This is a genomic window from Corynebacterium confusum (assembly GCF_030408715.1).
In the GTDB taxonomy this organism is placed as follows: Bacteria; Actinomycetota; Actinomycetes; order Mycobacteriales; family Mycobacteriaceae; genus Corynebacterium; species Corynebacterium confusum.
In genome coordinates, this window is sequence record NZ_CP047202.1 from 70,994 (window position 1) to 96,559 (window position 25,566).

Sequence of the window (25,566 nt, forward strand, 5' to 3'; positions counted from 1 at the left end):
TTCAGCCCAGCAATTCGGCGAGTGCCGGGATGATCCCGTGGCGCCACATCGCAGGGTCGTGGCCACCGGGCGTGCGGTGATTGGTGGTGGGAAAGCCGCGGCGTGTCAGGGCATCGGCCACTGCATCCACGTGTCGTTGCATGGGCGGCTCTTCTGCACCGCACGTCAGTACGATGCGTGCCAGACCGGAGCCACTGTGAGCCGCAGGATTTTCGAGTGAGGGGCCAGTGAGCTGTGCGGCAATGTCGCCTCCTGCGGGCCCGTCCGAGAGCGTGTCCGCGAGCTCTGCAGAACGGTCAGCGGACCACCAGACGGCAGGGGACTGGGCGATGGCTCCTTTGATTGCAGGCGTGGTTTCGGTGGAAGCCGTAAGAGCTGCGCGCAGGGCGGAGAGACCGCCGAAGCTTTGCCCCACCAGGACTATGTGGCTGCTGTTGATGATCGGCGGAAGCTCGGTGGCCAGTGCGCTGGCGAATGTTTGGGAGGTGTACTCCTCGCTGCGGTCTTTGGCTGCCGGCAGGAAGACGCGGTTGATCTGGGGGATAAGCCCTGCCGTGACTGCCCGGTCCAGTGCGCCCGTGAGGTCATGCAGATGGATCCAGTCATCGCCATCCAAAAACACCACGGTGGTATCCGCACCGCGGTCATCGAGGCGCGCGGTGCAGCGCCTGCCGAATACCTTCCGGTCGATGGACAGGCGTGCGCCGGGCAAGTCCGCGATGACTTCTGGGGAGCGAGGCGGCCAGAGTGTCTGGTCCACAGAATCGCCGCTCAATAGGCTCGCCTGTGGGCCTGCGCCGTGTGCGTTATGTGGATCGGGATATTTCAGCTCGCCGGATTGAAAGCTATAGGTCACTGCTGAGTGCGCCGGGATGCGCACATCGACGGTGGACATCGATTCGGTGAGCTCGACGTTCGAGCGGTAGGGGTCCGGGAAAACGAGGGCTTCCGCATCCGCGGGCACCGAGATTCGGTGAAGGGTGGTCACGTCCGGGGAGTCTGGCATGAAAATTGCGCCACTTTCATCATTGACTACATAGGTAAACCTAAGCTAACATCCCCTGCATGCGAGTTGCTGTTTTCGGCTATCAGTCGTGGGGACACCGGACGTTGTCTGCGGTCATCAATGCTGGTCATGAAGTAGTTTTGGTAGTTACGCACCCTGCCAGCGATCACCCTTATGAGCAAATGTGGGCAGACTCCGTTGAGGAGCTCGCCAGCGAACATGAGCTCCAGGTGTGTGTCACTGAGCGCGTGGGTCAAGACGTCATTGAGGCGTTGCGCGATGCTGCACCAGACATCATCGTGGCCAACAATTGGCGAACCTGGCTTCCTCCCGAGGTTTTCAGCCTGGCCAAGCACGGCGCATTGAATGTCCACGATGGTCTCCTGCCCGAGTACGCCGGATTTTCGCCCATCCTGTGGGCGCTGTTGAACCGGGAAACTCACGTGGGCGTCACTGTGCACGAGATGGATGAAGTGCTGGACGGCGGACCCATCGTTGCCCAGCGCGCGATCCCCGTGGGTCCGCAGGACACCACCACGGATCTCGTGGCCAAGACCATCGACCTCATCGAGCCCCTCGTGGAACGCGCATTGAGTGACGTCGCCCAAGGCACCGCCACTGCGCAACCTCAAGATCCCACCCGCGCTACGTACTTCCACAAGCGCGGCGAGCAGGAATCTCGCATAGATTTCACCCAACCTGCGGAAGATATCGCCTTGCTGGTCAGGGCGCAGTCCGACCCGTACCCCAATGCTTACTTTGAATTCCGAGGCCAGCGCGTCCGCGTGCTTTCCGCGCACGTCTCGCAGGGCCGCTTCGGCGGAACCCCCGGCCGAGTCACCATCCCTCACGAGGGAGGAATCGCGGTGGTCTGTGGATCGCCCCGTGCCAACGTGCCGGCGCCGGCGATTGTTCTGGATCGTGTTCGTCTCGACGACAACTCGGAACTGACCGCCACCGAATTCTTTGGACATAGGGCTGGATATATCCAACCAAAGGTTTGACCTTTCCCTTTTGTGTACGGGCCACGCCTCGCGCGGAAATCCGTCACCAGTAACAACGGAGAAAAATGACACTCAAGAAGATTCTCGTTAGCACCGCTGCTGTGCTGACCTTGGGCGCGGCACTGACCGCTTGCTCGACTGATGACCAGTCCGGAAATTCCGGGGACTCCCAGGCAGTCAACGCCGAGCAGGGCGCATTCCCCACCACCATCGAGCACCGCTACGGCTCCACCGAAATCAAGGAAGCCCCGCAGCGCGTGGTCTCCTTGGGCTACACGGATCAGGACGCACTGCTGGCGCTGGGAGTTACTCCTGTCTCCGTGAAGTACTGGGACGGAATGACCCCGGATGGTCAGGCTGCGGGCAACTGGTCCAATGACAAGATCGAGGGCGACACTCCTCGGATCGACAAGGACACAGAAGTCAACGCGGAAGCCATCGCCAAGGACAATCCAGACCTCATCGTGGCCGTGTACTCGGACATCGATGAAGACACGTACAAGAAGCTGTCTGAGATCGCCCCTGTCGTCGTACAAAAGGGCGAATACGAAGAACTACAGCAACCATGGGACGTGACCACGGAAGAGATCGGGCAGGCCGTGGGCAAGCCTGAAGAGGCAAAGCGCCAGGTGGAGCAGGTCAAGGAGAAGTTCGCAGAGCTCAAGGGCCGCCACCCAGAATGGGCCGAAAAGGAACTCGGCGTGGCCACTGTCTCCGACGAGAGCCTGGCTGTCTTTGCCGAGGGCGATCCGCGTAGCCGCTTCTTCACCGAGCTGGGATTCAAGATCAACCCGGCCTACGCGGGCATCACCAAGGACAAGTTCTACGGTGAGGTCTCCAAGGAAAACGCAGACCAGATCAACTCTGACGTGCTGGTGTGGGATCAACTGTCTTACTCTCCGAAGCAGAGCAAGGCTTCTGTGACCGAGGATCCGATCGTGGGCAAGCTGCCCGCCGTGAAGGACGGACACAGTGTCTACCTGGAAGGCGACCTGGAAAAGGCCTTCGGATGGCAGACCGTGCTGAGCCTGAACTACCTGCTGGACAAGATCGAGCAGCCGTTGGCAGACGCCACGAAGTAGTCTGAATCAACTGCCGAACCGCCCCGCATGAACGTGCTGGGGCGGTTTTGCTGTTGCTGGCTAGGGGACGGGCACTCATGGGGATAACGGATGCACGCTAGGGGCGAGCTGCCTGTATTCCGGTCAGAAACCGGGGTAAGAATAGACCAGTTGTTTTCTAGAAGGGATTCCCTGTGCACTTAAGCGACCTCATGGACGCCACCACCCTGCTCCAGAACTTTGGCGGCTGGGCGCTCGGCGGCATTGCGCTGATTATCTTTATTGAATCCGGCGTGCTCTTCCCGTTCCTCCCCGGCGATTCCATGCTGGTCACCGCGGCAATCTTGCGCGATCAGCTGGGCTTGAACGTTCCGATTCTGGTGGGCGTGGCCATCGTCGCGGCGTTCTTGGGCGACCAGGTAGGTTTCTGGCTCGGCCACCGCTTTGGCCGCAAGTTGTTTAAGCCCGACGCCAAGATCCTCATAACCGAGCACCTCGAACAAGCCGAGGCTTTCTTCCTGAAGTACGGGCCGTTGGCTCTGGTACTGGGGCGCTTCATCCCGATCGTGCGTACCTACATTCCCGTGGCCGCTGGTACCGCGGAGATGCCGTACAAGAAGTTCGTGGGATGGAACGTCACGGGTGCAGTGCTGTGGATTGTCAGCATGGTCGGCATTGGCGTGCTGCTGGGGGATATCCCGGGCATTGCGGATCGCATCGACATGATCGCCATCGTCATCGTGCTGGTGTCTGTGACTCCGGTGGTGATTTCCGCGATGATCAACTGGCGGAAGTCCAAGAAGACTCCCGCCCAGGAGCTGATGGAGGACTAAGCCCTGATCGTCACTTGGGGACGATCAGCGGACCGCCGGTGACAGGATCCTCGATGACTAGCGCGTTGAGGGCAAACGCCTCGAGCAGTAGCTCTGGGGTAATGACCTCGCTGGGACGCCCGGTGGCGAGGACCTGTCCATCCTTCATCACCACGAGATTATCGCTGTAGCGTACAGCCAAGTTGAGATCGTGCAGCACCATCACCACAGTCCGATCCAGCTCTCGGCGTAGACGCTGCACCAGCTCCAAAATCTCTACCGACGTGGCCAGATCCAGGTAGGTGGTGGGCTCGTCCAGGAACAGGATGTCCGTGTTCTGCGCAAGAACCATGGAGATCCACACACGCTGCCGCTGCCCTCCGGACAGAGAATCCAGGGTGCGCTCCGCCAGCCCCATCGAGCCAGTCATTTCCAGCGCCTTGTGCACCTCGGCTTCGTCCGTGGACGACCACTGACGGATCCACGATTGGTGTGGGTGCCGACCGCGCGAGACGAGATCAGCCACGTTGAGTCCCTCCGGGGCGGTAGGGGTTTGTGGCAGCACGCTGATGGTCCGTGCGAGGTCCTTGCGCCTGATGGATGAGATATCGGCGCCGTCTAACAGCACTTCGCCCTCATTCGCCGGAAGGAGACGAGACATGGCTCGCAACAACGTGGATTTGCCGCAGCCATTGGGGCCGATGATTGTGGTGATCTGCCCGCGAGGAAAGTCCACGTCCAAGCCTTCGATGACCGTCCGGTCGCCGTAGCCCACGGCGAGGCCGCGTGCGCTCATGCTGTGCTTCTGAGTCATGTGTCCTTCTTTGTTCGCGGCACTGCTAACTTCCAGGGTGGGATCTTTTCTCATGCCGTGGTTGACCTATTCCGTTGGACCAGCAAATAAATAAGGAACGCACCGCCGATTGCCGAGGTGAGAATGCCCACCGGCAGCTCTACGGGCAGAAGAGTTTGGGTGCTGATATCTGCCAGCAGGAGTAGCGCAGCGCCGGTCAGCGCAGAGGCCAGAAGCGGTGGTGCAGAGCAGTTGCACAAGCGCAGCGCCACCTGTGGGGCCACGAAGGCGACGAACCCGATGGGGCCAGCGGCCGAGACCGCCACTGCTGCCAAAGCCACGGCAGCGGCGAGCAGAAGCACCTGCACACCCTGGACGTTTTGTCCCAAAGCCCGTGCAGTATCCGAGCCCAGCAAGGTGGCTAAAAGTTGGTGACCAATCCAGGCCAGCAGCGGTGTAAACACCAACACAACAATGGCGATGGGCCACATCTTGGACCAGTCCGCAGTGCTCAGGGAGCCAGTAAGCCAGAACTGCGCGGCCGCGGCATCGCGCAACTCCGTGCGGATCATCAGGAAGTTGATATACGAGGTCAACAGAGCAGAGATGATGATGCCGAACAGCACTAGCCGGAAGGAATCAGTCGATCTCCTCCACGCCAGAGCCCACATCACCGTTGCGGTGACAGCCGCACCAAGCACCGCGGCCAAGGGAATGCCGATGCTGCTGAGCCAGCCGAGGAAACCACCAGCGCCACCACCCAGAGTGATGACGGTGACCGCGGCCGCGGACGCGCCCGTAGTGAAGCCCAAGATATCCGGGCTGGCCAGCGCATTGCGAGTCACGGACTGAGTGAGGGCTCCGGATAATCCCAGCGCACAGCCCACCAGAATGGCCGTCAGCGCACGAGGCATGCGCCAATCCAAAACCACCAGACGCTCAATGCGGGTGCCCTGGCCGGTGAACAGCACCTCCAGCACACGAGCCGGGGACACAGGATAGTCACCCAGGCCGATGGAGACCGCCGCTAGCAAGACGATCGCCACGAGCAGCAATAGAGACACCGTCAACGCGCGAGGGCGCCAGACCACAGAAAATGAGCCCACGCGGAATGGCGGGCGCCCAGGGATAGTGGAAGAGGTAGGGCGGGCAAGGAGGGAACTCATTAAATGGCCACCACCCGGCGTCGATAAATAAGGGCGATGAAGAACGGCGCGCCCACGAACGCGAGGATGATGCCTACTTGCAACTCGCCCGGACGAGCGATCAGACGGCCCACCACGTCTGCGAACAGCATCATCACCGCACCCGTCAGGGCAGAGTAAGGGAGGATCCAGCGGTAATCAGGGCCCGTGATGGCGCGCACGAGGTGCGGGACCACCAGGCCGATGAAGGTGATGGGGCCGGCGGCAGCTGTCGCGGCACCGGCCAGCAGTGCGATCAGAGCCATGCCAATCAGGCGGGCGCGCTGGGTGTTGATGCCCAGTCCGGAGGCGATGTCATCGCCCAGATTCAGGAGGTTTAGCTGCGGTGCCGTGATGAACGCCAGCAGGAGGCCCACCAGGATAAACGGCAGCACGCCGTAGAACACGGTGAGATCCCGGCCCGCGATGGAGCCGACGGTCCAGAAGCGCATGCGATCCAGATTGGCATCGTCAGTGAGGATAAAACCGCTGATGATGGCGCTGAGGACCGCGGACAAAGCCGCGCCGCCGAGGACCAGCGTCATTGGATTGGCCTGTCCTCCTCCTATGGACGCCAAACTAAACACCAACGCAGTAGCAGCGATGGCCCCACCGAACGCCCACATGCTGGTAGCCCACACGGACGTCACACCCAGCAAGGAGAAGCTGGCAACCACGGCCAGGGACGCACCGTAGTTGATGCCGAGAATGCCCGTGTCCGCGAGAGGGTTGCGCGTGTGCCCTTGGATCAATGCACCGGAGGCGCCAAGGGCAGCACCGGCGACTAGGCCCAACAGGGTGCGGGGAATGCGGAGCTCGACGATCACGCGCTGATCCACATTCAGCCCCTCCGCGTGGCCGAACGCCGTGCCGAGATCGCGGAACACGGCGGACACTTCTCCAAAAGGGATCTGCCGTGATCCAAACACGATGCTGGCAACGATGCTGGCGAGCAATAGGAGGAAAAGGACGCCGAGGCCGACGAGGCGACGCGGGATTTTACCTGATGGAGCGCTGGCAGAAGCGTCCGCAGTAGCGTCCGCGCGAGACCCCAGGTGTGATTGAGAAGGGGATTGCGCATGCGGGGTAGAGATAGCCATGCATCCCTCCTTGACGCGTGAAATTCCATGATCTTAACGGGAGCAAGCTTATATGAACAAGGTAAGCCTAATCAAAGTACTACAAGGAGGGATTGTGGAGCTGTGCAGGTGAGTGTGTGAGCCAGCAGGTGCGGCTAGTGAGGTCGGTCGGCCCTGAATGGCGCCGACCCTACACCTCAGCTCTATGCTTCTGAGCAGGGATTTGGACATGTTTTAGCTGGTTGCTAGGCTAGTCAGGTCTTGCCGTAGGTAGGTACCCCCATGTTCTTTTTTTCGACGCTAACGCGTCAAAATCCCGGGAATGCCACATGACCTGCGGAAAGAGTCTCCCGCTACAAGGGAGAAAAACTGTACATCCACTTTGTTACAGGCCCCTCGCCCGAAGCGGCCGCACGGATAAAGGCAGCGAGCACCCCTAACTACTGAGTTAGGCGGAGCGTGAGTAGCCAGCGATCGTGCGGTACACGCGATTCATCAAGGGTGAGCACGGGAACCGTAACGAAAAAGGCAACAGGTCACTTCACATGACCATGACTGATCCGATTGCGGACATGTTGTCACGAGTGCGCAACGCAAACAATGCGTTCCACGACACCGTGTCTATGCCATCCTCCAAGATCAAGGCCAACATCGCCGAAATCTTGAAGCAGGAAGGCTACATCGCCGACTACTCCGTTAACGACGAGACCGTCGGCAAGACCCTGGAGCTTAACCTGAAGTACGGCCCATCTCGCGAGCGTTCCATCGCTGGCGTGCGTCGTGTTTCCAAGCCGGGTCTGCGCGTTTACGCAAAGTCCACTAATCTGCCAAAGGTTCTCGGTGGCCTGGGCGTGGCTATTATCTCCACGTCCCAGGGTCTGCTGACTGACCGTGAGGCCAACAACAAGGGCGTGGGCGGAGAAGTCCTCGCCTACGTCTGGTAAGAGGAGGTTTAACCATGTCTCGTATTGGCAAGGCACCGGTGACCGTCCCCTCTGGCGTCACCGTCACCATCAACGGCCAGAACGTTGAAGTCAAGGGTCCTAAGGGCACCCTGGCTGAAGAGATTCCGGCACCAATCACCGTGGCTCAGGAAGGCGAAGAACTCGTCGTCTCCCGCCCCGATGACCGCCGCAAGAACCGTTCCCTGCACGGCCTGTCCCGCTCCCTGATCAACAACATGGTCGTGGGCGTTACTACTGGCTACACCATCAAGATGGAAATCTTCGGTGTGGGTTACCGTGTGCAGCTCAAGGGCCAGAACCTGGAGTTCGCACTGGGCTACTCTCACCCAGTCCTGATTGAGGCGCCTGAGGGCATCAAGTTTGCCGTCGACGGAAACACCAAGTTCTCCATCGAAGGCATCAACAAGCAGCAGGTTGGACAGATCGCCGCTAACATCCGCCGTCTGCGGAAGGATGACCCATACAAGGGTAAGGGCATCCGTTACGAAGGCGAGCAGGTCCGTCGCAAGGATGGAAAGACGGGTAAGTAATGAGCAACAACGCAACGAACAAGGAAGGCCAGCGTTTGCCGGTGGGCAAGGACATCTCCACCCGCCGTCGCAACGCTCGCGCACGTCGCCACTTCCGTATCCGCAAGACCCTGTCCGGCACCCCAGAGACTCCACGTCTCGTTGTGCACCGTACCTCTCGTCACATGCACGTTCAGGTCATCGACGACACCGTCGGTCACACCCTGTGCGCTGCGTCCACCCTCGAAGCAGAGGTCCGTGGAGTCGAGGGCGACAAGAAGGCACGTGGCGCCAAGGTTGGCGAACTGATCGCACAGCGTGCGAAGGAAGCTGGCATCGAGGCAGTCGTCTTCGACCGCGCTGGCTACCAGTACCACGGCCGCGTCGCCGCTCTGGCTGACGCCGCCCGCGAAGGTGGTCTGAAGTTCTAATGACCACCAACACCATGAACTCCAACGGAAGGAACGCGTGATGTCGGAACGTGACCGTAACGGCGGACGCTCCGCCGATAACAACCGCAACGATCGCAACGAGCGCGGCGGCCGCAACGACCGCGGTGGCCGTAACGATCGTCGCAACAACCAGCAGGACGAGCGCAACCAGTACATCGAGCGCGTCGTCACCATCAACCGTGTGTCCAAGGTCGTCAAGGGTGGTCGTCGCTTCAGCTTCACCGCTCTGGTGATCGTGGGTGACGGCCAGGGCATGGTCGGTGTCGGCTACGGCAAGGCCAAGGAAGTCCCGGCTGCTATCCAGAAGGGTGCCGAGGAAGCTCGCAAGAACTTCTTCCGTGTCCCGATGATCAACGGCACCATCACCCACCCGGTGCAGGGCGAGGCCGCAGCAGGCGTCGTCATGCTGCGTCCGGCTGCACCAGGTACCGGTGTTATCGCCGGTGGCGCAGCCCGCCCGGTGCTGGAGTGCGCTGGCGTCCAGGACATTCTCTGCAAGTCGCTCGGCTCGCCGAACGCCATCAACGTTGTTCACGCAACGGTGGCCGGCCTCAAGGAGCTCGTGCGCCCAGAAGAGGTCGCCGCACGTCGTGGCAAGAGCCTCGAAGAGGTTGCTCCGGCAGCCATGCTGCGCGCTCGTGCTGCAGGACAGGGGGCATAACCCATGGCACTGAAGATCCGTCAGATCAAGGGCACTGTTGGTAGGAAGCAGAACCAGCGTGACACGCTGCGTTCCCTCGGCCTGAAGCGCATCGGTCAGGAGATCATCCGCGAAGACAACGCTGTCACCCGCGGCATACTCTAAATAATCTTTCGGGAACCTTACATTAAACAGTCTTTCCCCATAGGCTGCGATATAGGAGTAGAAAACTCCCGGAAGTTGAAAGGAGACTTTGCAAAATGGACAATCTCGTCAATGAATTCCCTTCCGAAGACAATCCGTTCGTCAACGTGGGAAAGGAAGTTCGCAGTAAATGGGTACCAGTCATGGGTAACCATGATGATGCTGGCGATGGAAGCAATCTGGCTCGTCAAATGGCCTACGCAGGCGAAGCCCTAAAACAAGACCATTCAGGAGGTGCTGTTGCAAAGTTGGGGCAGTAGGAATATCGACGTGAAATAATCACAGCCATGGGTATCTTCTCCGGTCGGCATTTCCCCCGTGACATCATCCTGTGGGCGGTGCGGTGGTACTGCCGCTACGGCGTGAGCTACCGCGACCTCGAAGAAATGATGACCGAGCGGGGTGCGCCAGTCGATCACACCACGATCTACCGCTGGGTGCAGAAATACGCCCCTGAGCTGGATAAGCACACTCGCTGGTACCGGCAGGTACCCGACTGGCAGGCCCGGTCCTGGCGGGTGGATGAGACCTATATCCGGGTCGGCGGCACGTGGTGCTATCTCTACCGGGCTATTACCGCCGGTGGGCAGACCTTAGACTTCTACCTCTCACCAAAACGGAATGTGGCTGCGGCCAAGCGTTTCCTGGCCAAGACGCTGCGATCGAATACGACAGCCGGGTCCCCGCGGGTCATCAACACCGACAAGGCACCAGCTCTGGCCAAGGCAATATCCGAGCTGAAGGCGGAGGGAATCTGCCCTCAGACGGTGGAGCACCGGCAGGTGAAATACCTGAACAACGTTCTCGAGGGAGATCATGGCCGACTTAAAAGAATCCTGGGACCGAAGGGGGCGTTCAAAAACCGAATTTCCGCCTACCGGACGTTGAAAGGGATGGAAGCGATGCATTCATTACGGAAAGGTCAGGGCACGATGTTTGCTTATGGGCACCCCAATCCGGACGCGGTGATCGTCAACCGGGTCTTCGAGACGGCCTGAGAACGCCGGCACGCAGCGGCCATCAGGAAATGAGAAACTGGGTCGTCTCGACTCTCCGCCCAACTTTGCAACAGCACCAACCAGTTGCTCTGATGCGCTTCGCAGTTGCCACCAATAGAACTTCGGAACTTACTATGGATAGCTTGCCGCCTCTAACAAAGTAGAAACCCCCGCCTCAGGCGATCAGTACGATTGTCTTGATGGGGAAAGCCACGCTGGACCACTTGGGGCGAGAGTCATGACACACCAAGAAATGCTCGCATCGATGGCTGCTAACTCTTCAAGAACACGGGCTTGCTCAGCTGAGTTTAAACCAAGACCCCGTATTGTGACGGGCGTGCGATGTCGAACATACGCGCATTGCGGAGTAGATCAGCTTCGGTTCGGGATAGCCTTCCCCGTTAGCGCGATTGAGTTCCAATCCTCTTTGAGCGTATCTCTTTGCAAATCGACCCAGGAAAGCAACTCCGAGAGCGTGGGGCTTTCACTATTGATGCTCTTATCCTCGAATGTCGAGGCATGCTTTGAAGAGGGTATTTTTAGACGTTTTGGTCCTTTTGTCGCAATGATATGACAGTTAAAAGACAAGCCATGACCACAAGAATCACTGAAACGAGACCGGAATACGATGCAACTCCGTTGTTTTTCTCGATGACTAGTGAACTTATTGCGGTGCCTACAGTTACTCCCATGGTGATAACACCTGTGTGCATGCTAGTTACCATGTTTCCTGTGCCACCAACCTCCGCTACTCTCGCTACAAGTGAAGCGTCCTGGGTTTAGTTCCTACCTCAGCTAAGGAAGGATTGGGAACTATGCCTAGGAAGCACTCCGTCGAGTTCAAGGAGAAGGCGGTCCATCAGATCATCGAAATGGTTCGCCTGGAGTCTTGCTCACTGCAACGCGCCTACACGGAGGTCGGTGAGCTGCTTGGAGTATCTCACCACACGTTGCGGGCTTGGTACCGTGACAGCGCTTCAGTACGTGATGACTCCGACGCGTCAGGCGGCGAAACAATGGAAGAAGAGATCAAGCGTCTGCGCCGCGAAAACCGTGAGCTGAAGCGAGCAAACGGGATTCTTAAGGCTGCTTCGGCTTTTTTCGCAGCGGAACTCGACCGACCCACGACCAAATGATCTCTTACATCGACACGTATAAAGATCAGTTTGGGGTCGAGGCCATCTGCCGAGTCCTTAAACAAGCAGATCGTGGATTCATTACTTCACGCGGCTACCGCAAAGCCACCACTCGTGTTCCCAGCGCAAGGGCCTTAAGCGATAGCCTTCTCATCCCAGAGATACAGCGTGTGCATGCGCAGAATTTCTCGGTCTACGGCATCCGCAAAATGTGGCACGCGATGAACCGTGAAGGCTTTCATATTGGTCGCGACAAGACTGCACGACTGATGAAGCTAGCAGGTGTTTCTGGCCGCAGACGTGGGCGAACCCCAGTAACAACGATCAGCCCGAAGACACCGGATCATCGCCCGGACCTTGTGCGCCGAAACTTCCGTGCGCAGGCACCAGGCAGGCTTTGGGTTGCCGACATTACCTACGTTCGCACCCTGTCAGGATTCGCCTACACCGCGTTTGTCGTGGATGTCTACAGCCGAAAAATTGTTGGCGTTGCTACACGCTCGACGATGCGTACCGATGCGCTGCCCATGGAGGCATTGGAACATGCGTTAACGACTGCAGGACGAATTCATGGAAACCAGTTAATTCACCATAGCGATCGGGGCAGCCAGTACGTGTCACTGAAGTATTCCACCGCGCTAGCGGAATCCGGAATCCGCCCGAGTGTGGGAACAGTCGGCGATTCTTACGACAATGCACTAGCCGAAACAGTCAACGGGCTCTACAAGGCTGAACTCATTCACGCCCAAGGCCCGTGGACTTCGGTCGGAGAAGTCGAACTGGCCACCTTGCGGTGGGTGCATTGGTGGAACACCAAGCGGCTTCATGAAGCTTTGGACTACGCCACCCCACAGGAAGTAGAAACCGAGTACTATCTCACCCAGCCCATCAACACAGGGCCGTAAAAGAAGCGGAACTAAACCCAGGACGCTTCAGAACTAAACCCAGGACGCTTCAAACCCTGTGGATAGCTAGCCGAATATTGGTAAATCAGCGCACGCTGATTTGGGTATAAAGAAAGCGCCCTGTGTGGGGCGCTTGTCGTTTGGTTTGGTTAGTCGAGCTGGGGCTTTGGTGGACGCTGCCGGATGGATGTTGTTGTTAAGGGGTAGAAAATCTCTTTCCCTAAAGTATTCTTTTAGCGGAAGGAGGTTTTATTATGGATAAGCAATCTTCCTACCAGGCCCTGCATGGGGCGTCTCCGCAGCAGGCCGTGTCACGGTTTTTCTTAAGGTATTTTGCTTTTAAAGGGTCAGCCTCTAGAAGTGAATACTGGTGGACTTTTTCCTTTTTGACTATTGGTTCATTCTTCGTCAGCATGCTCGATAATCATTTAGGTGATTTTCATGGAGTATCGCTAGAAGACGTGATAGCAGCAATCGTGTTTCTGCCTTTTCTTGCGTTGTTATCGAGACGGCTGCAAGATGCGGGATTCCCCGGAATTCTAGTTGTATTATTTTTTATCCCCATAGTGGGAACTATCCCTTTACTGATCATGACCCTTCTTCCCTCAAGTGATGACAAACGTCGTCTCTTTTTCCAGCAGAAGGTGTCGCCTTCAAGCCAAAAGGAAGCACGATCGGCTTAAAGGAAAGTCTGGCAATCGTAAGCATTCAGGTGTGTGGTTACGGAAGTATTTAAGGATAAAGGAGAGACTGGCCTGATTTTGGTCAGTTCCTCCAACCTGTCGGGGTCGACACTAGTCGTTGTGTGTGGTGTTAGTTCATGGTTCTCGCGTTGCCGCGAAAGTTGCTTACGCGACTTCCTCGCCCATGTAGCTGTCACGCCCTGGCACTCGCGGTTGCCTGGCACAACCAACTCCACTGAAAGCTTCGCCGGTTTCTGCATTGACGTCGTCTGAATAGCGCTTAAGCGCCATAGTCTATGGCACAGTTGCAAGACGATCCCTGAAAAGGTTTAGATAAAGATGACCAGCAATCATGGGTGCGTTCGATGTCATCGACGATTACGACTCGAGATAGTTCAGCATCTTATGAAGACGTTGTGCGAACTTTCCGTGAACATGACTTCACGAATCCCTTCGGCGCTGAAGTGTTAGCACGCACGAAACGTGCTTTTGCAGATTATCGTGCAGTGAAGCAATGCGCTTAATTCTTTGCATTGGGATGATAGGAAGTTTCCCGGTTCAATTCGAGCGACGATTCATCAACAGAAAGAACCAGTCTTAGGACGAAGGATTTACCTTGGTTATAAGCGTGACTCTCGTTTGTTGCCTTACCATGGGGTCGCACTCGTTACTCAAGACGTACATGGGGCATAGTTATGCGTATTGAGCCTGAAATTAATGTAGTCGGTAGAGATAGTTTTCAGCGATACATCTCGGACTCTGGTGTGACAGATCTGTATTTGGATACAAAGGTTGCGGACCGCTAACGCAGTAAGTGAATTATGAAATTAAGACAAGCAATAAATTTTAATACCTTTCGGTTCAGCTTGTTATACGCGCTTTCCCTGTCAGTCGCGGGTATTGATCTGACGATTTCGGTACGGGGCCTGACCCCCGACGTGTCCACTTTCCGGGGGTCAGGCCCGTTGGAACTTCCCCGAGGATTGGTGCTGGCATGAGCAAAACGACCACAGCGACAAGGTACGTCGTGGTTGCTGTTTCCCAGCGCTCGTGCGCGATAAAATATATCCCCATGCGGTGAATGCTATTTCCGTGGGGAAGAGCCCAAGGTATATGACTCCGAAAGAGGCGGATGCGGGCGCGGTCGATAGGTCATATATCAGTGTGTTGGTCCAAGGTGACAGACCTATTGTCCCTGCAGCGGCTCCAGTTATGCTTGTGCTGTCTGTGTCTTGTAGAACCGCTGTAGAGGAAGGCTCGACTTTTTCACGTGTGGGGAGCACGGTGCGCGCTCTCTGCCGTGATTGAGGAAGTAGCCCTCATACGCAAAGCTTCCGATCCCTCTCTTGCGAATGACGGTGAAATAGTCACTACGGGCTAAATAGTCTGAAGCGTCCTGGGTTTAGTTCCGCTTCTTTTACGGCCCTGTGTTGATGGGCTGGGTGAGATAGTACTCGGTTTCTACTTCCTGTGGGGTGGCGTAGTCCAAAGCTTCATGAAGCCGCTTGGTGTTCCACCAATGCACCCACCGCAAGGTGGCCAGTTCGACTTCTCCGACCGAAGTCCACGGGCCTTGGGCGTGAATGAGTTCAGCCTTGTAGAGCCCGTTGACTGTTTCGGCTAGTGCATTGTCGTAAGAATCGCCGACTGTTCCCACACTCGGGCGGATTCCGGATTCCGCTAGCGCGGTGGAATACTTCAGTGACACGTACTGGCTGCCCCGATCGCTATGGTGAATTAACTGGTTTCCATGAATTCGTCCTGCAGTCGTTAACGCATGTTCCAATGCCTCCATGGGCAGCGCATCGGTACGCATCGTCGAGCGTGTAGCAACGCCAACAATTTTTCGGCTGTAGACATCCACGACAAACGCGGTGTAGGCGAATCCTGACAGGGTGCGAACGTAGGTAATGTCGGCAACCCAAAGCCTGCCTGGTGCCTGCGCACGGAAGTTTCGGCGCACAAGGTCCGGGCGATGATCCGGTGTCTTCGGGCTGATCGTTGTTACTGGGGTTCGCCCACGTCTGCGGCCAGAAACACCTGCTAGCTTCATCAGTCGTGCAGTCTTGTCGCGACCAATATGAAAGCCTTCACGGTTCATCGCGTGCCACATTTTGCGGATGCCGTAGACCGAGAAATTCTGCGCATGCACACGCTGTATCTCTGGGATGAGAAGGCTATCGCTTAAGGCCCTTGCGCTGGGAACACGAGTGGTGGCTTTGCGGTAGCCGCGTGAAGTAATGAATCCACGATCTGCTTGTTTAAGGACTCGGCAGATGGCCTCGACCCCAAACTGATCTTTATACGTGTCGATGTAAGAGATCATTTGGTCGTGGGTCGGTCGAGTTCCGCTGCGAAAAAAGCCGAAGCAGCCTTAAGAATCCCGTTTGCTCGCTTCAGCTCACGGTTTTCGCGGCGCAGACGCTTGATCTCTTCTTCCATTGTTTCGCCGCCTGACGCGTCGGAGTCATCACGTACTGAAGCGCTGTCACGGTACCAAGCCCGCAACGTGTGGTGAGATACTCCAAGCAGCTCACCGACCTCCGTGTAGGCGCGTTGCAGTGAGCAAGACTCCAGGCGAACCATTTCGATGATCTGATGGACCGCCTTCTCCTTGAACTCGACGGAGTGCTTCCTAGGCATAGTTCCCAATCCTTCCTTAGCTGAGGTAGGAACTAAACCCAGGACGCTTCAATCGAGTATTTCTATGCACCAACTTCTGGACATACCCGTCCGGAGTCTTTATAAGAACTCCGTCGGGGCCGACCTCTTGCTCGATAACCCCAATTTGAGCCTTAACTTCCCAGCTCTGGTTGGATGCGATTTCCCAGCCCGAGGGATACACGAGGATGTCGCCCACCTTAGGGCTCAATGTCTTGGTCTCTTGGTCCCCGGCTAATAGCAGCCCATTTGGTAAACGCACCATCGGCGTTCCTTGGGGTGTGAAGTGATCGAGTTTAACCGTGAGTGTTGTTAACGGTTTGTCCAATGATTAGCTTCTTCCGATTGCTGCCGCGGCATTACATGCCAGGTTGATGGATATTTACGGCCTGAGTGGGCTTCACTCTATAGGTTGAGATTGATTAGCATCTCAGTATATCCGCATCGTTTAACAGGAAGCACGCGATTCCTTTAGTCATTTGCATCCGCAGGATACTTAGGATTCCGATTCGACGTGTTGCTGTAATTTTGTGTGCCAAACATTTGAGGTGGCGATGAATGAAGCCTTGGTTGTGGATTTGATTTTCTGACGGCGGGTTGCTGTCTGGATAGATCGCGGGCCGATACTCGAATTCTGACTGGGATCGCTGTGTGGTGAAAGTTTGAGCAAATGCGAAGGTCGTTGAGTGATTTGCTTTGTGCCGGTTGGAGCCGGTAATCCACAAAGGCCCAATGCGGACCGCGCTTTGACGTGTAAGGACACGGCCCACACAGGGCTACTGATTTGAAGTGACTTTATTGGATGCTGTTGCAAAATTGGGCGGAGAGCAGCGCAGACTCAGTTTCTCATTCGCTGATGGACGCTGCGTGTGGGCGTTGTTAGGCCGTCTCGAAGCCCGGTTGACGATCACCGCGTCCGGGTTCGGTTGCCCGTACCACACTGACACACCCTCTACCACGTAATCTATGACTATGGGAAAGCTGATTGGGGAGCGACATGTTTCCGTCATCCTTTTTGAAGGATTCGAGGTGTTAGACGTCTTTGGGCCGGTGGAGATTTTGAGTCAGGTTCCGGACATACGTATAAGTTTTTTAGGAAAGGAAAAAGAGCCCGTCCAGAGCGCCCAGGGCGTACGTGTGTTGACAGATCTGCCTTACACAAACCTCGAGAATCCGGATATTCTCCTGATCCCCGGGGGTGCGGGGACGCGAACCCTAGTTCAAGACACCACCTTCCTGTCCTGGTTAAAGGAAACGGGACAGCGCGCCGAGATAGTGGCATCGGTTTGTACTGGTTCAGCCCTACTGGCAGCCGCGGGTCTCCTTAAAGGGTGCCGAGCAACGAGCAACAAGAGGGCATTCGGTTGGGTTTCTTCCTTGGATGATGATGTTGAATGGCAATCTCAAGCCCGCTGGGTGGAGGATGGAAAAATATGGACATCCTCAGGCGTTGCGGCGGGTTTGGACATGGCTGCCTCGCTGATCCAGCACCTCTTCGGTGCAGAAGCTTTTGAAGAAGCGACCACGCTAGCGGAATATCAGCCACAAACAGACAGCACTGTCGACCCCTTCGCCCATATTCATGGCCTCATCTAGTTCACCTTATAAAAAGCCCTAGCTGGCCTACCCGACCCCCGCAGACGCACCTCATCCCAAGCCAGACAGTCGACGACGCCCATGATAGGCCACAGCCGACGGGCAGGTGCACGAAAAGCGCCCGGTCGGTGGTGTTGTTCTGCATCGTGGGAGTCGTCGGTGCCGCCATCGACTTCGGCACCGTACACTTCCTCGAAACCTCCGGGGCAAACGCCCTGATCAGCCGGGCAATCAGTTACATCCTGGGCAGCCTGTTCGCCTACTACGGCAATAGCGTTGTCACTTTCTCCGGCAACCGGTCCACCACCGAGAAGCTGAGGGCCTTCATCGTCTACACCGCGTGTTTGATCATGGCGGTGCTGGTCAACAAGCTCGCCCGTATCCCGCTGGCGAATTTCGAACACACGGTTTTCCTCTCGTGGGTGATTTCGCAGGCAACAGCCACCACCCTCAACTTCATCCTGCAGAGCAAGTCGGTGTTCACCAGCGAAAACACCTCGCGGTCAGCGCATTCCGCTCCCTCAGGCCCCTGCCTAGTAAGCGACAACCCGGCAAGCACCCCTCATCCTGCCCGGCAGGGCAGGGTGGGAGAAGGACTGTCGGGTTAGACGTCCATCTCGATCGAGGTGGGAGTTCCGTCCCTCTTCGTCTTCACCGTCACGGGGTGCCCACCGAACATGTACCCGTCGTCGAACTCGACACCAACGTTTCCCCTGTGGGGAATGCTCAACACAGTCGGAGTCAGCTTGGCGTAGACGTCCTCCACCCCGAGTTTTGGGGCGGGTGTCGGCCTCCCTTCCGCCTCGGCTGCATCGTGGCGCCACCGGTTCGCGGCCGGAAGCGCTTTTTTGGCCCCCAGCATGCGCGCGTTATCGAGGTACTCCTGGGAGAGGACGTTGTTGATGAAGTTCAGCGCCGACTTGAACTTCTTCGCCATGTTCCTCTGGCCCGCGAGGAGCAGTTCCGGCCCCTCGTACCACATACTGACCTTGACGCCGAGGTCGTCCGCTTTACCCTCGAAAGTCGAAAACGTCCGGTCAAGGACCAGTTGTCCGATATTGGCCTCCAGGATCACCGGTTCGGCAGTCTTGGCCGAGAGTTCTTCCATCTCTGGGTCGGGCAGCGGGTCAAGCATTTCCCAAATGGTGACGTAGGGTTCCTTCCTGATATCGGAAAAGAAGTAGCTACCCCGCGCGCGATACACCTTGAACGGCTCCAGATCGGCGATTTCCCGCGGATCCCAGAGCGTCTTTCCCTGACGGGTGTGAAAGCAGGTGCGGGTAACGCACATGGATACTTCCGGTGGTTACTTCCCCGTCGGGAAGTAGCCGGAGAGCCACACCAGGCATAAGCATAAGTTGGAGTTTGAGCTTGTCTTTAGCGTAGTCGTCACTCACGACCCTCTTTTCCGGCACCGAGGAGACGATGAAGTGGAATTCGACTTCCTCTTCCTTAGCGCTCCTTTGCGTAACAGGGTCGTCGGGAAATTCCTCGTAAAGCGACAGCATGCGGCAATGGTAACTCACCCCACGTGCCCCCGCACCGGAATTCATGGCGGCGGGTCCCGACACATGTTCGCCCCGCGCACCTTCGATCCCCAGCCGGCCAGGGGGCATGACCGGGGTGTTTGTTACTGTGTGTGCATGAATCGACACATAGTGCCCGCCCTCGCCCTCGCGGCTGCCTGCACCACCGTCGGCGCCTGCTCCACCAACCAGGACACCGGGGACAACCCCGCCACCGGGGTCTCTGCCTCCCCGACAGTCGACAAGAGCCCCGTCGATCCCCACACCACCGTCGTCGACGACACCGCCGCCCCGCAGGGCTACAGCATGGACAGCATCAACCAGATGATCCAGGACCAGGAAGCCGAAAGCCCCGGCATCAACCAGGACATGGTCTCCATAGCCCAGGAAGTCACCGCCGACCCGGCCGAATGCGCCGCCTTAATCCCCACCGGCGTGACCTACATCTCCAAAATCGTTCAGAACCCCGACGCTATCGCGGCCCGCGACTTCACCAACGAGTCCACTGACGCGACACTCAGCGTCGCCGTCTCATCCGACCCGCAGCTGTTGAACCACCCCCGTGACGTGTCGGTATGCGAGTCGATCACTAGGGCCCACGCCGGCGGATCCACGTCCTATACTGCGGCCCCCATGGAGCTGCGCGTCGACGGCGCCGACTCCGTCACCGCCGCCGAGGTGACCCTGACGCAGTCCTCCTCCCCCCTTTCTGGTGACAACGGCTCCGTCAGCCGCATCGCCTACGTCGAGATCGACGGGGCCACCTACACCGTCTCCGGCTCCCCCGAAGTCGCACCCGAAGATTTCACCCGCATGGCCCAGGCGCAGGCCGAGAAAATCCGCCAGCGATAACACACCGCGGGTCATGCCCGCCCCGCTCCCCGGGCACCGGTGGCGGGCAGGAGACGTCGCCTACCGCCAGGCAAGGCTGACAGGGTCCCACACCCCAGCCGCGGTGGCAGGATCCCCGCCCAGGATGGGGCCCAAAAGGAGACCGGCGATACGCAACGCCTCACCGACATCCCTCAGGTTGTCGCGCACCCCGGTAAATGCCCGCGCCTTCAACGGGTACTCGCTTTCCCCTGCTGGCAGAGTTTAAGCCAATATGGCAAAAGTCACACGGCAAGGAAGCCGCTCTCTTCTCAACACAAAGAAAATGAGTCGCGTGCCGCTAGCAGTCTCCGGTTCTCGGCAAAAGCCACTAGACACTCTCCACTAATCTAAGAGCTATTGCCGCACTAGAAAAAGAATCCCTAGCCGGTCAACACCGCACCTAGGGACTCTTACCGCAATTCTCCGCGCTGCTTACGGAGTATATCTTGTGCTTTGTATAGTGCAGTCTCGTTCGATTTCGTTGACTTGGAGGAAGACTTCAGTGCGCCAAAGAACTCTCTTGATTCAGCCCATCGTGCCAATTCTTCATACGAAAATTCGGATGCTTCGTCTTTTTTATTTATAGTCATTTCACTGAAGTGTCCCAGGTTTTGTTCCGTTTGAGTAGATGGGAAAATCTGGAACATGCCAAGAAAATTTGACCAGGATGCCAAGGACCGTGTGGTCCGTCTCGTGGAAGACCGCATCTTGGCGGAAAATATGTCGATGCAAGCCGCGTGCCAGGCAGTAGCCCCAAAGCTGGGCGTCTCGTGGCACACGGCGAGGCAATGGACGCAGGCCGCTCGTCGCGAAGGACGTGTTGTGGAATCAATGCCCGAGGACCTTGCTGCAGAAAACGCACGGTTGCGTCGAGAGAATCAAGAGCTGCGGGACACCAATGAGTTGTTGAAAGCCGCCTCAGCTTTTTTCGCATCCGAACTCGACCCAAAACGTTAAGAAATGATCCGATTCATCGATGAGCACCGGAATCGTTTCTCAGTCGAGTTCATCTGCCAGACGTTAAACACGCATCGCGAAGGCGGTTTTCTTAGCTCGCGTGGATACCGCCAATCCAAGGCCCGGGGCTTAAGCTCCCGCGCTTTTCGCGACGCTGCCCTAGTAGAGCGCATTACCGAAGTTCATAAACAAAACTACGGTGTCTACGGGGTTCGCAAAATGTGGCGCGTGCTGCGCCGCCAGGGCATTGACATTGGACGCGAGCAAACAGCCCGGCTGATGCGCAGTGCTGGACTGTCCGGCAAGGGCAAAGGTGGGGCACCAATCACAACGCGCAAGCCCAAGGGCCCGGATCATCGCCCTGACTTGGTAAAACGTGAGTTTAAGGCCCCTGGCCCTAATCGGCTGTGGGAGGCGGACATTACCTACGTGCGCACCCGAAAAGGCTTTGTGTACACCGCGTTCGTGACCGATGTATTCTCCCGGAGGATCGTCGGATGGGCGCTGTCCGATTCGATGCGCACCGAAGCCTTGCCGCTGCAGGCGTTGAACCAGGCAATCGTGTGCGCTAAGGAAACAACGGGCTTGATTCACCATTCAGACCACGGCTCACAATATGTGAGCATCGTCTACAACGAGCGCTTGGCCGAGCACGGTATCGCAGCGTCCACTGGGACGGTGGGCGACTCCTATGACAATGCTTTGGCTGAGAACGTCAACGGCTCCTACAAGAATGAGCTGATTCATAGGCGAACGTGGGCCGATGTCGTCGACGTGGAAATCGCGACGTTCGAATGGGTGAATTGGTGGAACGAGTCAAGGCTCCACCAGAGCCTGGGCTACCGCACGCCGGCTGAAGTCGAAACCGAATTTTGGGAACACCACCCCAGTCGAGAAATAATGGAAATCAAGGCACAAGCCTAGGAACAAAACCCGGGGCACTTCACTGTGGGGCGTATATTCACCCGCCCCATCGCGGTAGCTATGCGTTTTTCAACGCCCGATACACCGTAGGGCTTGAACGGAATTCGTGTAGGCGCAATCAGGGGCTATAAAGTATTGCATTACTTGCATCCAAACCTGTACATTCAGAGAATTGCCTTGGACTGGCGGTAACAGGTACCAGATATGCGTTCGTAAAATTCGCGCGCGTTAATGTCGCTCCACGAAGGTCTGACTCGCTAAGAATTGCGTTCGTAAAATCTGCGTCGGTGAAATCCGCCGATTTCAAGTTAGCCCATGCCACCATGGAGCCGCGAAACGAGCATCCTTTGCATATGCTTCCTTCGAGATTGATATCCGTCAGGTCATAGTTGGACATATCTTTCCCGGAAATGTCTTTCCCAGCGAGCTCCGTGGCCCACGATTGAGGCATCGTTTTGTACATTTGCTATTTAATCTGCGGTGAATTGATAATCCATTGCGGGCAACGGCCTTGGTAGCCAAGGCAGTGGGTGGTTACAACTCCGTAAGGTTTGCCGTCTCTTATCTTGTTGAAACCAACCACGAGAGTGTCCGATTGTTTGTGTGCGGGGGTGAAGTGCCCCGAGTTTTGTTCCTAGGCATTTGCCTTGATTTCTATTATCACTTGCGACGGGTTCTGCTTCCAAATCGGAGAGTGTCTGATGGTTTGTGTGTGGGAACCTAACCCGCATGAGGAGATGGACCAGAATGACTACTGTGACGAGACGAGATCCGGCTGATAAGGCCAAGATTGATGCGATTGAAAAGAAGCTGCTTGCTAACCCTGAAATCGCGAAACTCATTGATGACCTAGGCACATCGACAACGGATGCCAATGACCTAGTTCGGGGCATTCTACAAGCCTCGATTACTAGGGGATTAAACGCTGAGATGGATGCTCACCTTGGCTACGAGTCCGGCGATAGAGCAGCTAAAGCTGCAGCTGGGACAGACAATCACCGCAACGGAACCTACCCAAAAACCGTGGATTCTAACTACGGGCCAGTTACCGTTGATATCCCTAGGGATCGGGTCGGAACATTCTTGCCAACTATGGTTCCTAAAGGCTCGAGGCGTTTGACCTGGAGTGTCTTAGGTTTTTAGGTCCGGGTGACTTGAGTGTTGTCCATTGATGCCCTGCCTGTGGGTGGGGAGAATGGATGAATGGTGAAGAAGTTCAGTAAACACACTCCCGAGCAGATTGTTCGCAAGCTGGATAAGGCTCGAGAACTCAGAGAATCAGGATCGACCACGGCTCAAATCCTCACCGCGCTGGGGATCAGCGAAGCCACGCTGAACAGGTGGCAGGCAACCTATGGGGCGATGACCAAGAGCGAAGCTAAAGAGCTCCAGCGATTGCGCGAGGAAAACACGCGCCTCAAACGTCTCCTTGGGCAGGCAGAGCTGGAAAAGGCGGCGTGGAAAGAATTATCGGAGGGAAACTTCTAAGCCCAGCTCGCCGTCATGATGCCGTCTGGCATCTCGTTGGGCTGGGCTACTCCCAAAGGCGTGCCTGCCAGATCGTTGGACTCTCTCGTAGTGCTTATCGGCGCGCTAGGATCCGTCAGGGCAAGCCGGATAAGTACGCGGACCTAAGGGCGTGGATGCACGAGTTCGCGCGTGATCACCGCCGGTGGGGACACCGGCGCGCCTGGAGGACCGCCCTCACCGAGGGGTATGGGATATGCCGGGAAACCTTCCGGAGGATTTGGCGTGAAGAAGGCCTGCGCGTCCTACCCAGGAAGAAGCGCAAACGCGTCGATGGTCACGGCCAGCGCGATGTTCCTGCCGGCCAGTACCCGAACGACGTGTGGGCGCTGGATTTCCAGTTCGATTCAACATGGCACGGCAAGACGATCAAGATCTGCAACATCATCGATGAATACACTCGCGAGCACGTCGCCTTCACGGTCGACAAGAAGATCGACGCGGACTCGGTGATCGAGCTGCTCGACCTCGCTTGTTGTGACCAAGGCGGGCGCCGGCGGGTGATCCGGATGGATAACGGCCCCGAGTTCATCGCTCATGCGCTCAACGAATGGGCTGGGGAGGATGAAACGATTCAGGCGTTTATCCCGCCAGGCCAGCCCTGGCATAACGGGTATGTCGAGTCTTTCCACAACCGAATGCGTGACGAACTCTTAGAAGACAACAGCATCGAGAATCTCGAACATGCACGGATGCTCGTGGCCCAGTGGTCGCAGCGGTACAATGACTTCCACCCGCATTCCTCGCTGGGCTACCTCAGCCCGCGGAAGTATGCGGAACAATGGCAACATGAAAACACGGTCAACGCTTAAACCAACTGGACCGAATTCTTAGGCCACCCCAGACCGATGTCGATGACATGATCATCAGCTTGTACGCCGGTGGGATGACCATTAGGGATATCCAGCACCACATGGCAACTGCGATGCGGGTTGATATTTCCCATGAGACGATTTCTGCAGTTACTGACGCCGTCTTGGATGAAGTCATGGTCTGGCAAAACCGCCAGCTAGACGAGTTCTACCCCGTGGTGTTCCTGGACGCGCTGCGTATTAAAGTCCGTGACGGCGGCCGGGTTGTCAACAAGTCCGCGTACATGGCAATCGGCGTGGACCTCGACGGCATCAAGCACATTTTAGGATTGTGGATCGCCAAGGAAGAAGGTGCTTCCTTCTGGGCGCAGGTGTGCTCTAACCTGGCTAATCGTGGGGTCAAAGACGTCTTTATTGTCTGCTGTGACGGGCTGAAAGGCCTACCAGAAGCAGTAGAGGCAACCTGGCCGAACTCGATGGTACAAACCTGTATCGTGCACCTGATTCGCGCCGCGAACCGGTGGGTGGCCTACGGGGATCGCCGGGCTGTATCAGCCGCATTGAAGAAGGTCTACACCGCCACAGACGAGACCACAGCTAAGGCGGCCTTAGACGAATTCGAGGCCTCCGAGCTGGGTGAGAAGTATCTACGCTCAGTCAAGGTCTGGCAGGACGCGTGGGCGCGGTTTGTCCCGTTTCTGCAGTTCCCACCAGCAGCCAGAAAGGTCATCTATACAACGAATTCCATTGAGTCGTTTAACAACGAGCTGCGAAAAGCTACTCGCAACAGGGTGCAGTTCACCAACGATGAATCAGCGCTTAAAACACTGTGGTTGATGATCTGCAACATTGAAGACAAACGAGCGGCAAAGAGAGCAAAGCAAGGCAAACGAGTCTCAAGAACAGCCGGCAGACTCATGGAAGGAGCCCGAGTTTCCGGCTGGAAACAAGCCATCAACCAAATGGCCGTGGCCTACCCCGACCGCTTCGACAAATACCTATAAACCCAGCCCCACACACAAACAACTTGACACGCTCCCCTGGAAAAGCGAGACTGTTTAGCTGTGCCGGCATAGATGGTTCTGTCCGCGCCGGAGTTACTCGATTACGTATTCTTTCAGTTCGCTACCGCCGATCGGCACTAAAGGTACGGTTCCTTCGGCCAAGCAGAAAATACCAGCGGTCTACTTATCATTTTGGAGGAGATGACCTTAACACCCGGATCGGTGAGCGTGCAATTACCCGACAGGGTAGGAGAT

Annotated in this window: 24 protein-coding genes and 3 pseudogenes; 20 read left to right on the forward strand and 7 right to left on the reverse strand. The window is 57.0% G+C overall.

All coding sequences use genetic code 11. From position 1 onward, the window contains the following. Nucleotide 1: 1 nt before the first annotated feature. Nucleotides 2-988 (reverse strand): alpha/beta hydrolase, encoded by a 987-nt coding sequence (locus CCONF_RS00315; protein WP_224784305.1) that lies wholly within the window; start codon nucleotides 986-988, stop codon nucleotides 2-4. A gap of 77 nt (nucleotides 989-1,065) precedes the next feature. On the opposite strand from CCONF_RS00315, the gene CCONF_RS00320 reads away from it, so the two are divergent. From CCONF_RS00320 to CCONF_RS00330, 3 genes are all read left to right on the forward strand, one after another. Further along, a complete protein-coding gene (locus CCONF_RS00320; protein WP_005325328.1) occupies nucleotides 1,066-2,010 on the forward strand; it encodes a methionyl-tRNA formyltransferase in 945 nt (314 codons plus the stop codon). Between the two features lie 65 nt (nucleotides 2,011-2,075). After that, nucleotides 2,076-3,092: an iron-siderophore ABC transporter substrate-binding protein gene (locus CCONF_RS00325; RefSeq protein ID WP_005291893.1), complete on the forward strand. Its 1,017-nt coding sequence runs from the start codon at nucleotides 2,076-2,078 to the stop codon at nucleotides 3,090-3,092. A gap of 173 nt (nucleotides 3,093-3,265) precedes the next feature. Continuing rightward, nucleotides 3,266-3,904, forward strand: a complete 639-nt coding sequence (locus CCONF_RS00330) for a DedA family protein (protein ID WP_005325329.1) — start codon at nucleotides 3,266-3,268, stop codon at nucleotides 3,902-3,904. Between the two features lie 10 nt (nucleotides 3,905-3,914). Here CCONF_RS00330 and CCONF_RS00335 read toward each other — a convergent pair whose 3' ends face one another. The 3 genes from CCONF_RS00335 to CCONF_RS00345 are packed head-to-tail and all read right to left on the reverse strand — an operon-like array spanning nucleotide 3,915 to nucleotide 6,960. Then, complete coding sequence (locus tag CCONF_RS00335; protein WP_019176090.1) at nucleotides 3,915-4,697, reverse strand: ABC transporter ATP-binding protein; 783 nt, start codon at nucleotides 4,695-4,697, stop codon at nucleotides 3,915-3,917. A gap of 50 nt (nucleotides 4,698-4,747) precedes the next feature. Further along, complete coding sequence (locus CCONF_RS00340) at nucleotides 4,748-5,842, reverse strand: FecCD family ABC transporter permease (RefSeq protein WP_005325330.1); 1,095 nt, start codon at nucleotides 5,840-5,842, stop codon at nucleotides 4,748-4,750. After that, nucleotides 5,842-6,960 carry a FecCD family ABC transporter permease gene (locus CCONF_RS00345; RefSeq protein ID WP_005325331.1) on the reverse strand — a complete coding sequence of 373 codons (1,119 nt, stop codon included), beginning with the start codon at nucleotides 6,958-6,960 and terminating at the stop codon, nucleotides 5,842-5,844. Before CCONF_RS00345 ends, CCONF_RS00340 begins: the two co-directional genes overlap by 1 nt. A 524-nt stretch (nucleotides 6,961-7,484) precedes the next feature. Between CCONF_RS00345 and rpsH the strand changes: the two genes are divergently transcribed. From rpsH to CCONF_RS00390, 9 genes are all read left to right on the forward strand, one after another. After that, complete coding sequence (gene rpsH, locus CCONF_RS00350) at nucleotides 7,485-7,883, forward strand: 30S ribosomal protein S8 (RefSeq protein WP_034986964.1); 399 nt, start codon at nucleotides 7,485-7,487, stop codon at nucleotides 7,881-7,883. Between the two features lie 14 nt (nucleotides 7,884-7,897). Then, nucleotides 7,898-8,434 (forward strand): 50S ribosomal protein L6, encoded by a 537-nt coding sequence (rplF, locus tag CCONF_RS00355; protein WP_035004244.1) that lies wholly within the window; start codon nucleotides 7,898-7,900, stop codon nucleotides 8,432-8,434. Next, the gene (rplR, locus tag CCONF_RS00360; RefSeq protein ID WP_035004242.1) at nucleotides 8,434-8,844 is read left to right on the forward strand and encodes a 50S ribosomal protein L18; all 411 of its coding nucleotides are present in this window, start codon (nucleotides 8,434-8,436) and stop codon (nucleotides 8,842-8,844) included. Before rplF ends, rplR begins: the two co-directional genes overlap by 1 nt. 40 nt (nucleotides 8,845-8,884) lie before the next feature. After that, nucleotides 8,885-9,526, forward strand: a complete 642-nt coding sequence (rpsE, locus tag CCONF_RS00365; protein WP_012359604.1) for a 30S ribosomal protein S5 — start codon at nucleotides 8,885-8,887, stop codon at nucleotides 9,524-9,526. Nucleotides 9,527-9,529: 3 nt separating this feature from the next. After that, a complete protein-coding gene (rpmD, locus tag CCONF_RS00370; protein ID WP_035004239.1) occupies nucleotides 9,530-9,670 on the forward strand; it encodes a 50S ribosomal protein L30 in 141 nt (46 codons plus the stop codon). Between the two features lie 95 nt (nucleotides 9,671-9,765). Then, nucleotides 9,766-9,969 (forward strand): hypothetical protein, encoded by a 204-nt coding sequence (locus CCONF_RS00375; protein WP_290224056.1) that lies wholly within the window; start codon nucleotides 9,766-9,768, stop codon nucleotides 9,967-9,969. Nucleotides 9,970-9,996: 27 nt separating this feature from the next. Next, the gene (locus tag CCONF_RS00380) at nucleotides 9,997-10,707 is read left to right on the forward strand and encodes an IS6 family transposase (RefSeq protein ID WP_049361038.1); all 711 of its coding nucleotides are present in this window, start codon (nucleotides 9,997-9,999) and stop codon (nucleotides 10,705-10,707) included. 815 nt (nucleotides 10,708-11,522) lie between these two features. Beyond that, nucleotides 11,523-12,748, forward strand: a protein-coding gene (locus CCONF_RS00385; RefSeq protein WP_290223284.1) for an IS3 family transposase whose coding sequence is annotated in 2 segments (ribosomal slippage) — nucleotides 11,523-11,802 and nucleotides 11,802-12,748 — 1,227 coding nt in all. Because the reading frame shifts where the segments join, the coding sequence is not laid out codon by codon here. A gap of 254 nt (nucleotides 12,749-13,002) precedes the next feature. Further along, nucleotides 13,003-13,431: a DUF805 domain-containing protein gene (locus CCONF_RS00390; RefSeq protein ID WP_290224062.1), complete on the forward strand. Its 429-nt coding sequence runs from the start codon at nucleotides 13,003-13,005 to the stop codon at nucleotides 13,429-13,431. Between the two features lie 1,417 nt (nucleotides 13,432-14,848). On the opposite strand, the gene CCONF_RS00395 is transcribed toward CCONF_RS00390, so the two are convergent. Continuing rightward, nucleotides 14,849-16,074, reverse strand: a protein-coding gene (locus tag CCONF_RS00395; protein WP_290223284.1) for an IS3 family transposase whose coding sequence is annotated in 2 segments (ribosomal slippage) — nucleotides 14,849-15,795 and nucleotides 15,795-16,074 — 1,227 coding nt in all. Because the reading frame shifts where the segments join, the coding sequence is not laid out codon by codon here. Nucleotides 16,075-17,058: 984 nt separating this feature from the next. Between CCONF_RS00395 and CCONF_RS00400 the strand changes: the two genes are divergently transcribed. Beyond that, nucleotides 17,059-17,688 carry a DJ-1/PfpI family protein gene (locus CCONF_RS00400; protein WP_290224065.1) on the forward strand — a complete coding sequence of 210 codons (630 nt, stop codon included), beginning with the start codon at nucleotides 17,059-17,061 and terminating at the stop codon, nucleotides 17,686-17,688. Between the two features lie 146 nt (nucleotides 17,689-17,834). Further along, nucleotides 17,835-18,296, forward strand: a complete 462-nt coding sequence (locus CCONF_RS00405; RefSeq protein ID WP_290224066.1) for a GtrA family protein — start codon at nucleotides 17,835-17,837, stop codon at nucleotides 18,294-18,296. Here the strand turns inward: CCONF_RS00405 and CCONF_RS00410 are convergent. Further along, nucleotides 18,293-18,979 carry a DUF2262 domain-containing protein gene (locus tag CCONF_RS00410; protein WP_290224068.1) on the reverse strand — a complete coding sequence of 229 codons (687 nt, stop codon included), beginning with the start codon at nucleotides 18,977-18,979 and terminating at the stop codon, nucleotides 18,293-18,295. The two genes, CCONF_RS00405 and CCONF_RS00410, sit on opposite strands and share 4 nt — an antisense overlap. A 352-nt stretch (nucleotides 18,980-19,331) precedes the next feature. Between CCONF_RS00410 and CCONF_RS00415 the strand changes: the two genes are divergently transcribed. Together CCONF_RS00415 and CCONF_RS00425 are read left to right on the forward strand one after the other, a co-directional pair. Continuing rightward, nucleotides 19,332-20,066, forward strand: a complete 735-nt coding sequence (locus CCONF_RS00415) for a hypothetical protein (RefSeq protein ID WP_290224070.1) — start codon at nucleotides 19,332-19,334, stop codon at nucleotides 20,064-20,066. 666 nt (nucleotides 20,067-20,732) lie between these two features. Continuing rightward, nucleotides 20,733-21,968, forward strand: a pseudogene (locus CCONF_RS00425) (IS3 family transposase). A gap of 118 nt (nucleotides 21,969-22,086) precedes the next feature. Here CCONF_RS00425 and CCONF_RS11475 read toward each other — a convergent pair. Further along, nucleotides 22,087-22,431 carry a pentapeptide repeat-containing protein gene (locus tag CCONF_RS11475; protein WP_049358518.1) on the reverse strand — a complete coding sequence of 115 codons (345 nt, stop codon included), beginning with the start codon at nucleotides 22,429-22,431 and terminating at the stop codon, nucleotides 22,087-22,089. Nucleotides 22,432-22,715: 284 nt separating this feature from the next. On the opposite strand from CCONF_RS11475, the pseudogene CCONF_RS00430 reads away from it, so the two are divergent. The 4 genes and pseudogenes from CCONF_RS00430 to CCONF_RS00445 all read left to right on the forward strand — a co-directional run. Continuing rightward, a pseudogene (locus CCONF_RS00430) lies at nucleotides 22,716-23,090 on the forward strand (transposase); the annotation flags it as partial. Between the two features lie 81 nt (nucleotides 23,091-23,171). Further along, complete coding sequence (locus tag CCONF_RS00435) at nucleotides 23,172-23,456, forward strand: transposase (RefSeq protein ID WP_210573441.1); 285 nt, start codon at nucleotides 23,172-23,174, stop codon at nucleotides 23,454-23,456. Beyond that, a complete protein-coding gene (locus CCONF_RS00440) occupies nucleotides 23,426-24,307 on the forward strand; it encodes an IS3 family transposase (protein ID WP_290224084.1) in 882 nt (293 codons plus the stop codon). Before CCONF_RS00435 ends, CCONF_RS00440 begins: the two co-directional genes overlap by 31 nt. A gap of 38 nt (nucleotides 24,308-24,345) precedes the next feature. Further along, nucleotides 24,346-25,311, forward strand: a pseudogene (locus CCONF_RS00445) (IS256 family transposase); the annotation flags it as partial. Between the last annotated feature and the right edge of the window lie 255 nt (nucleotides 25,312-25,566).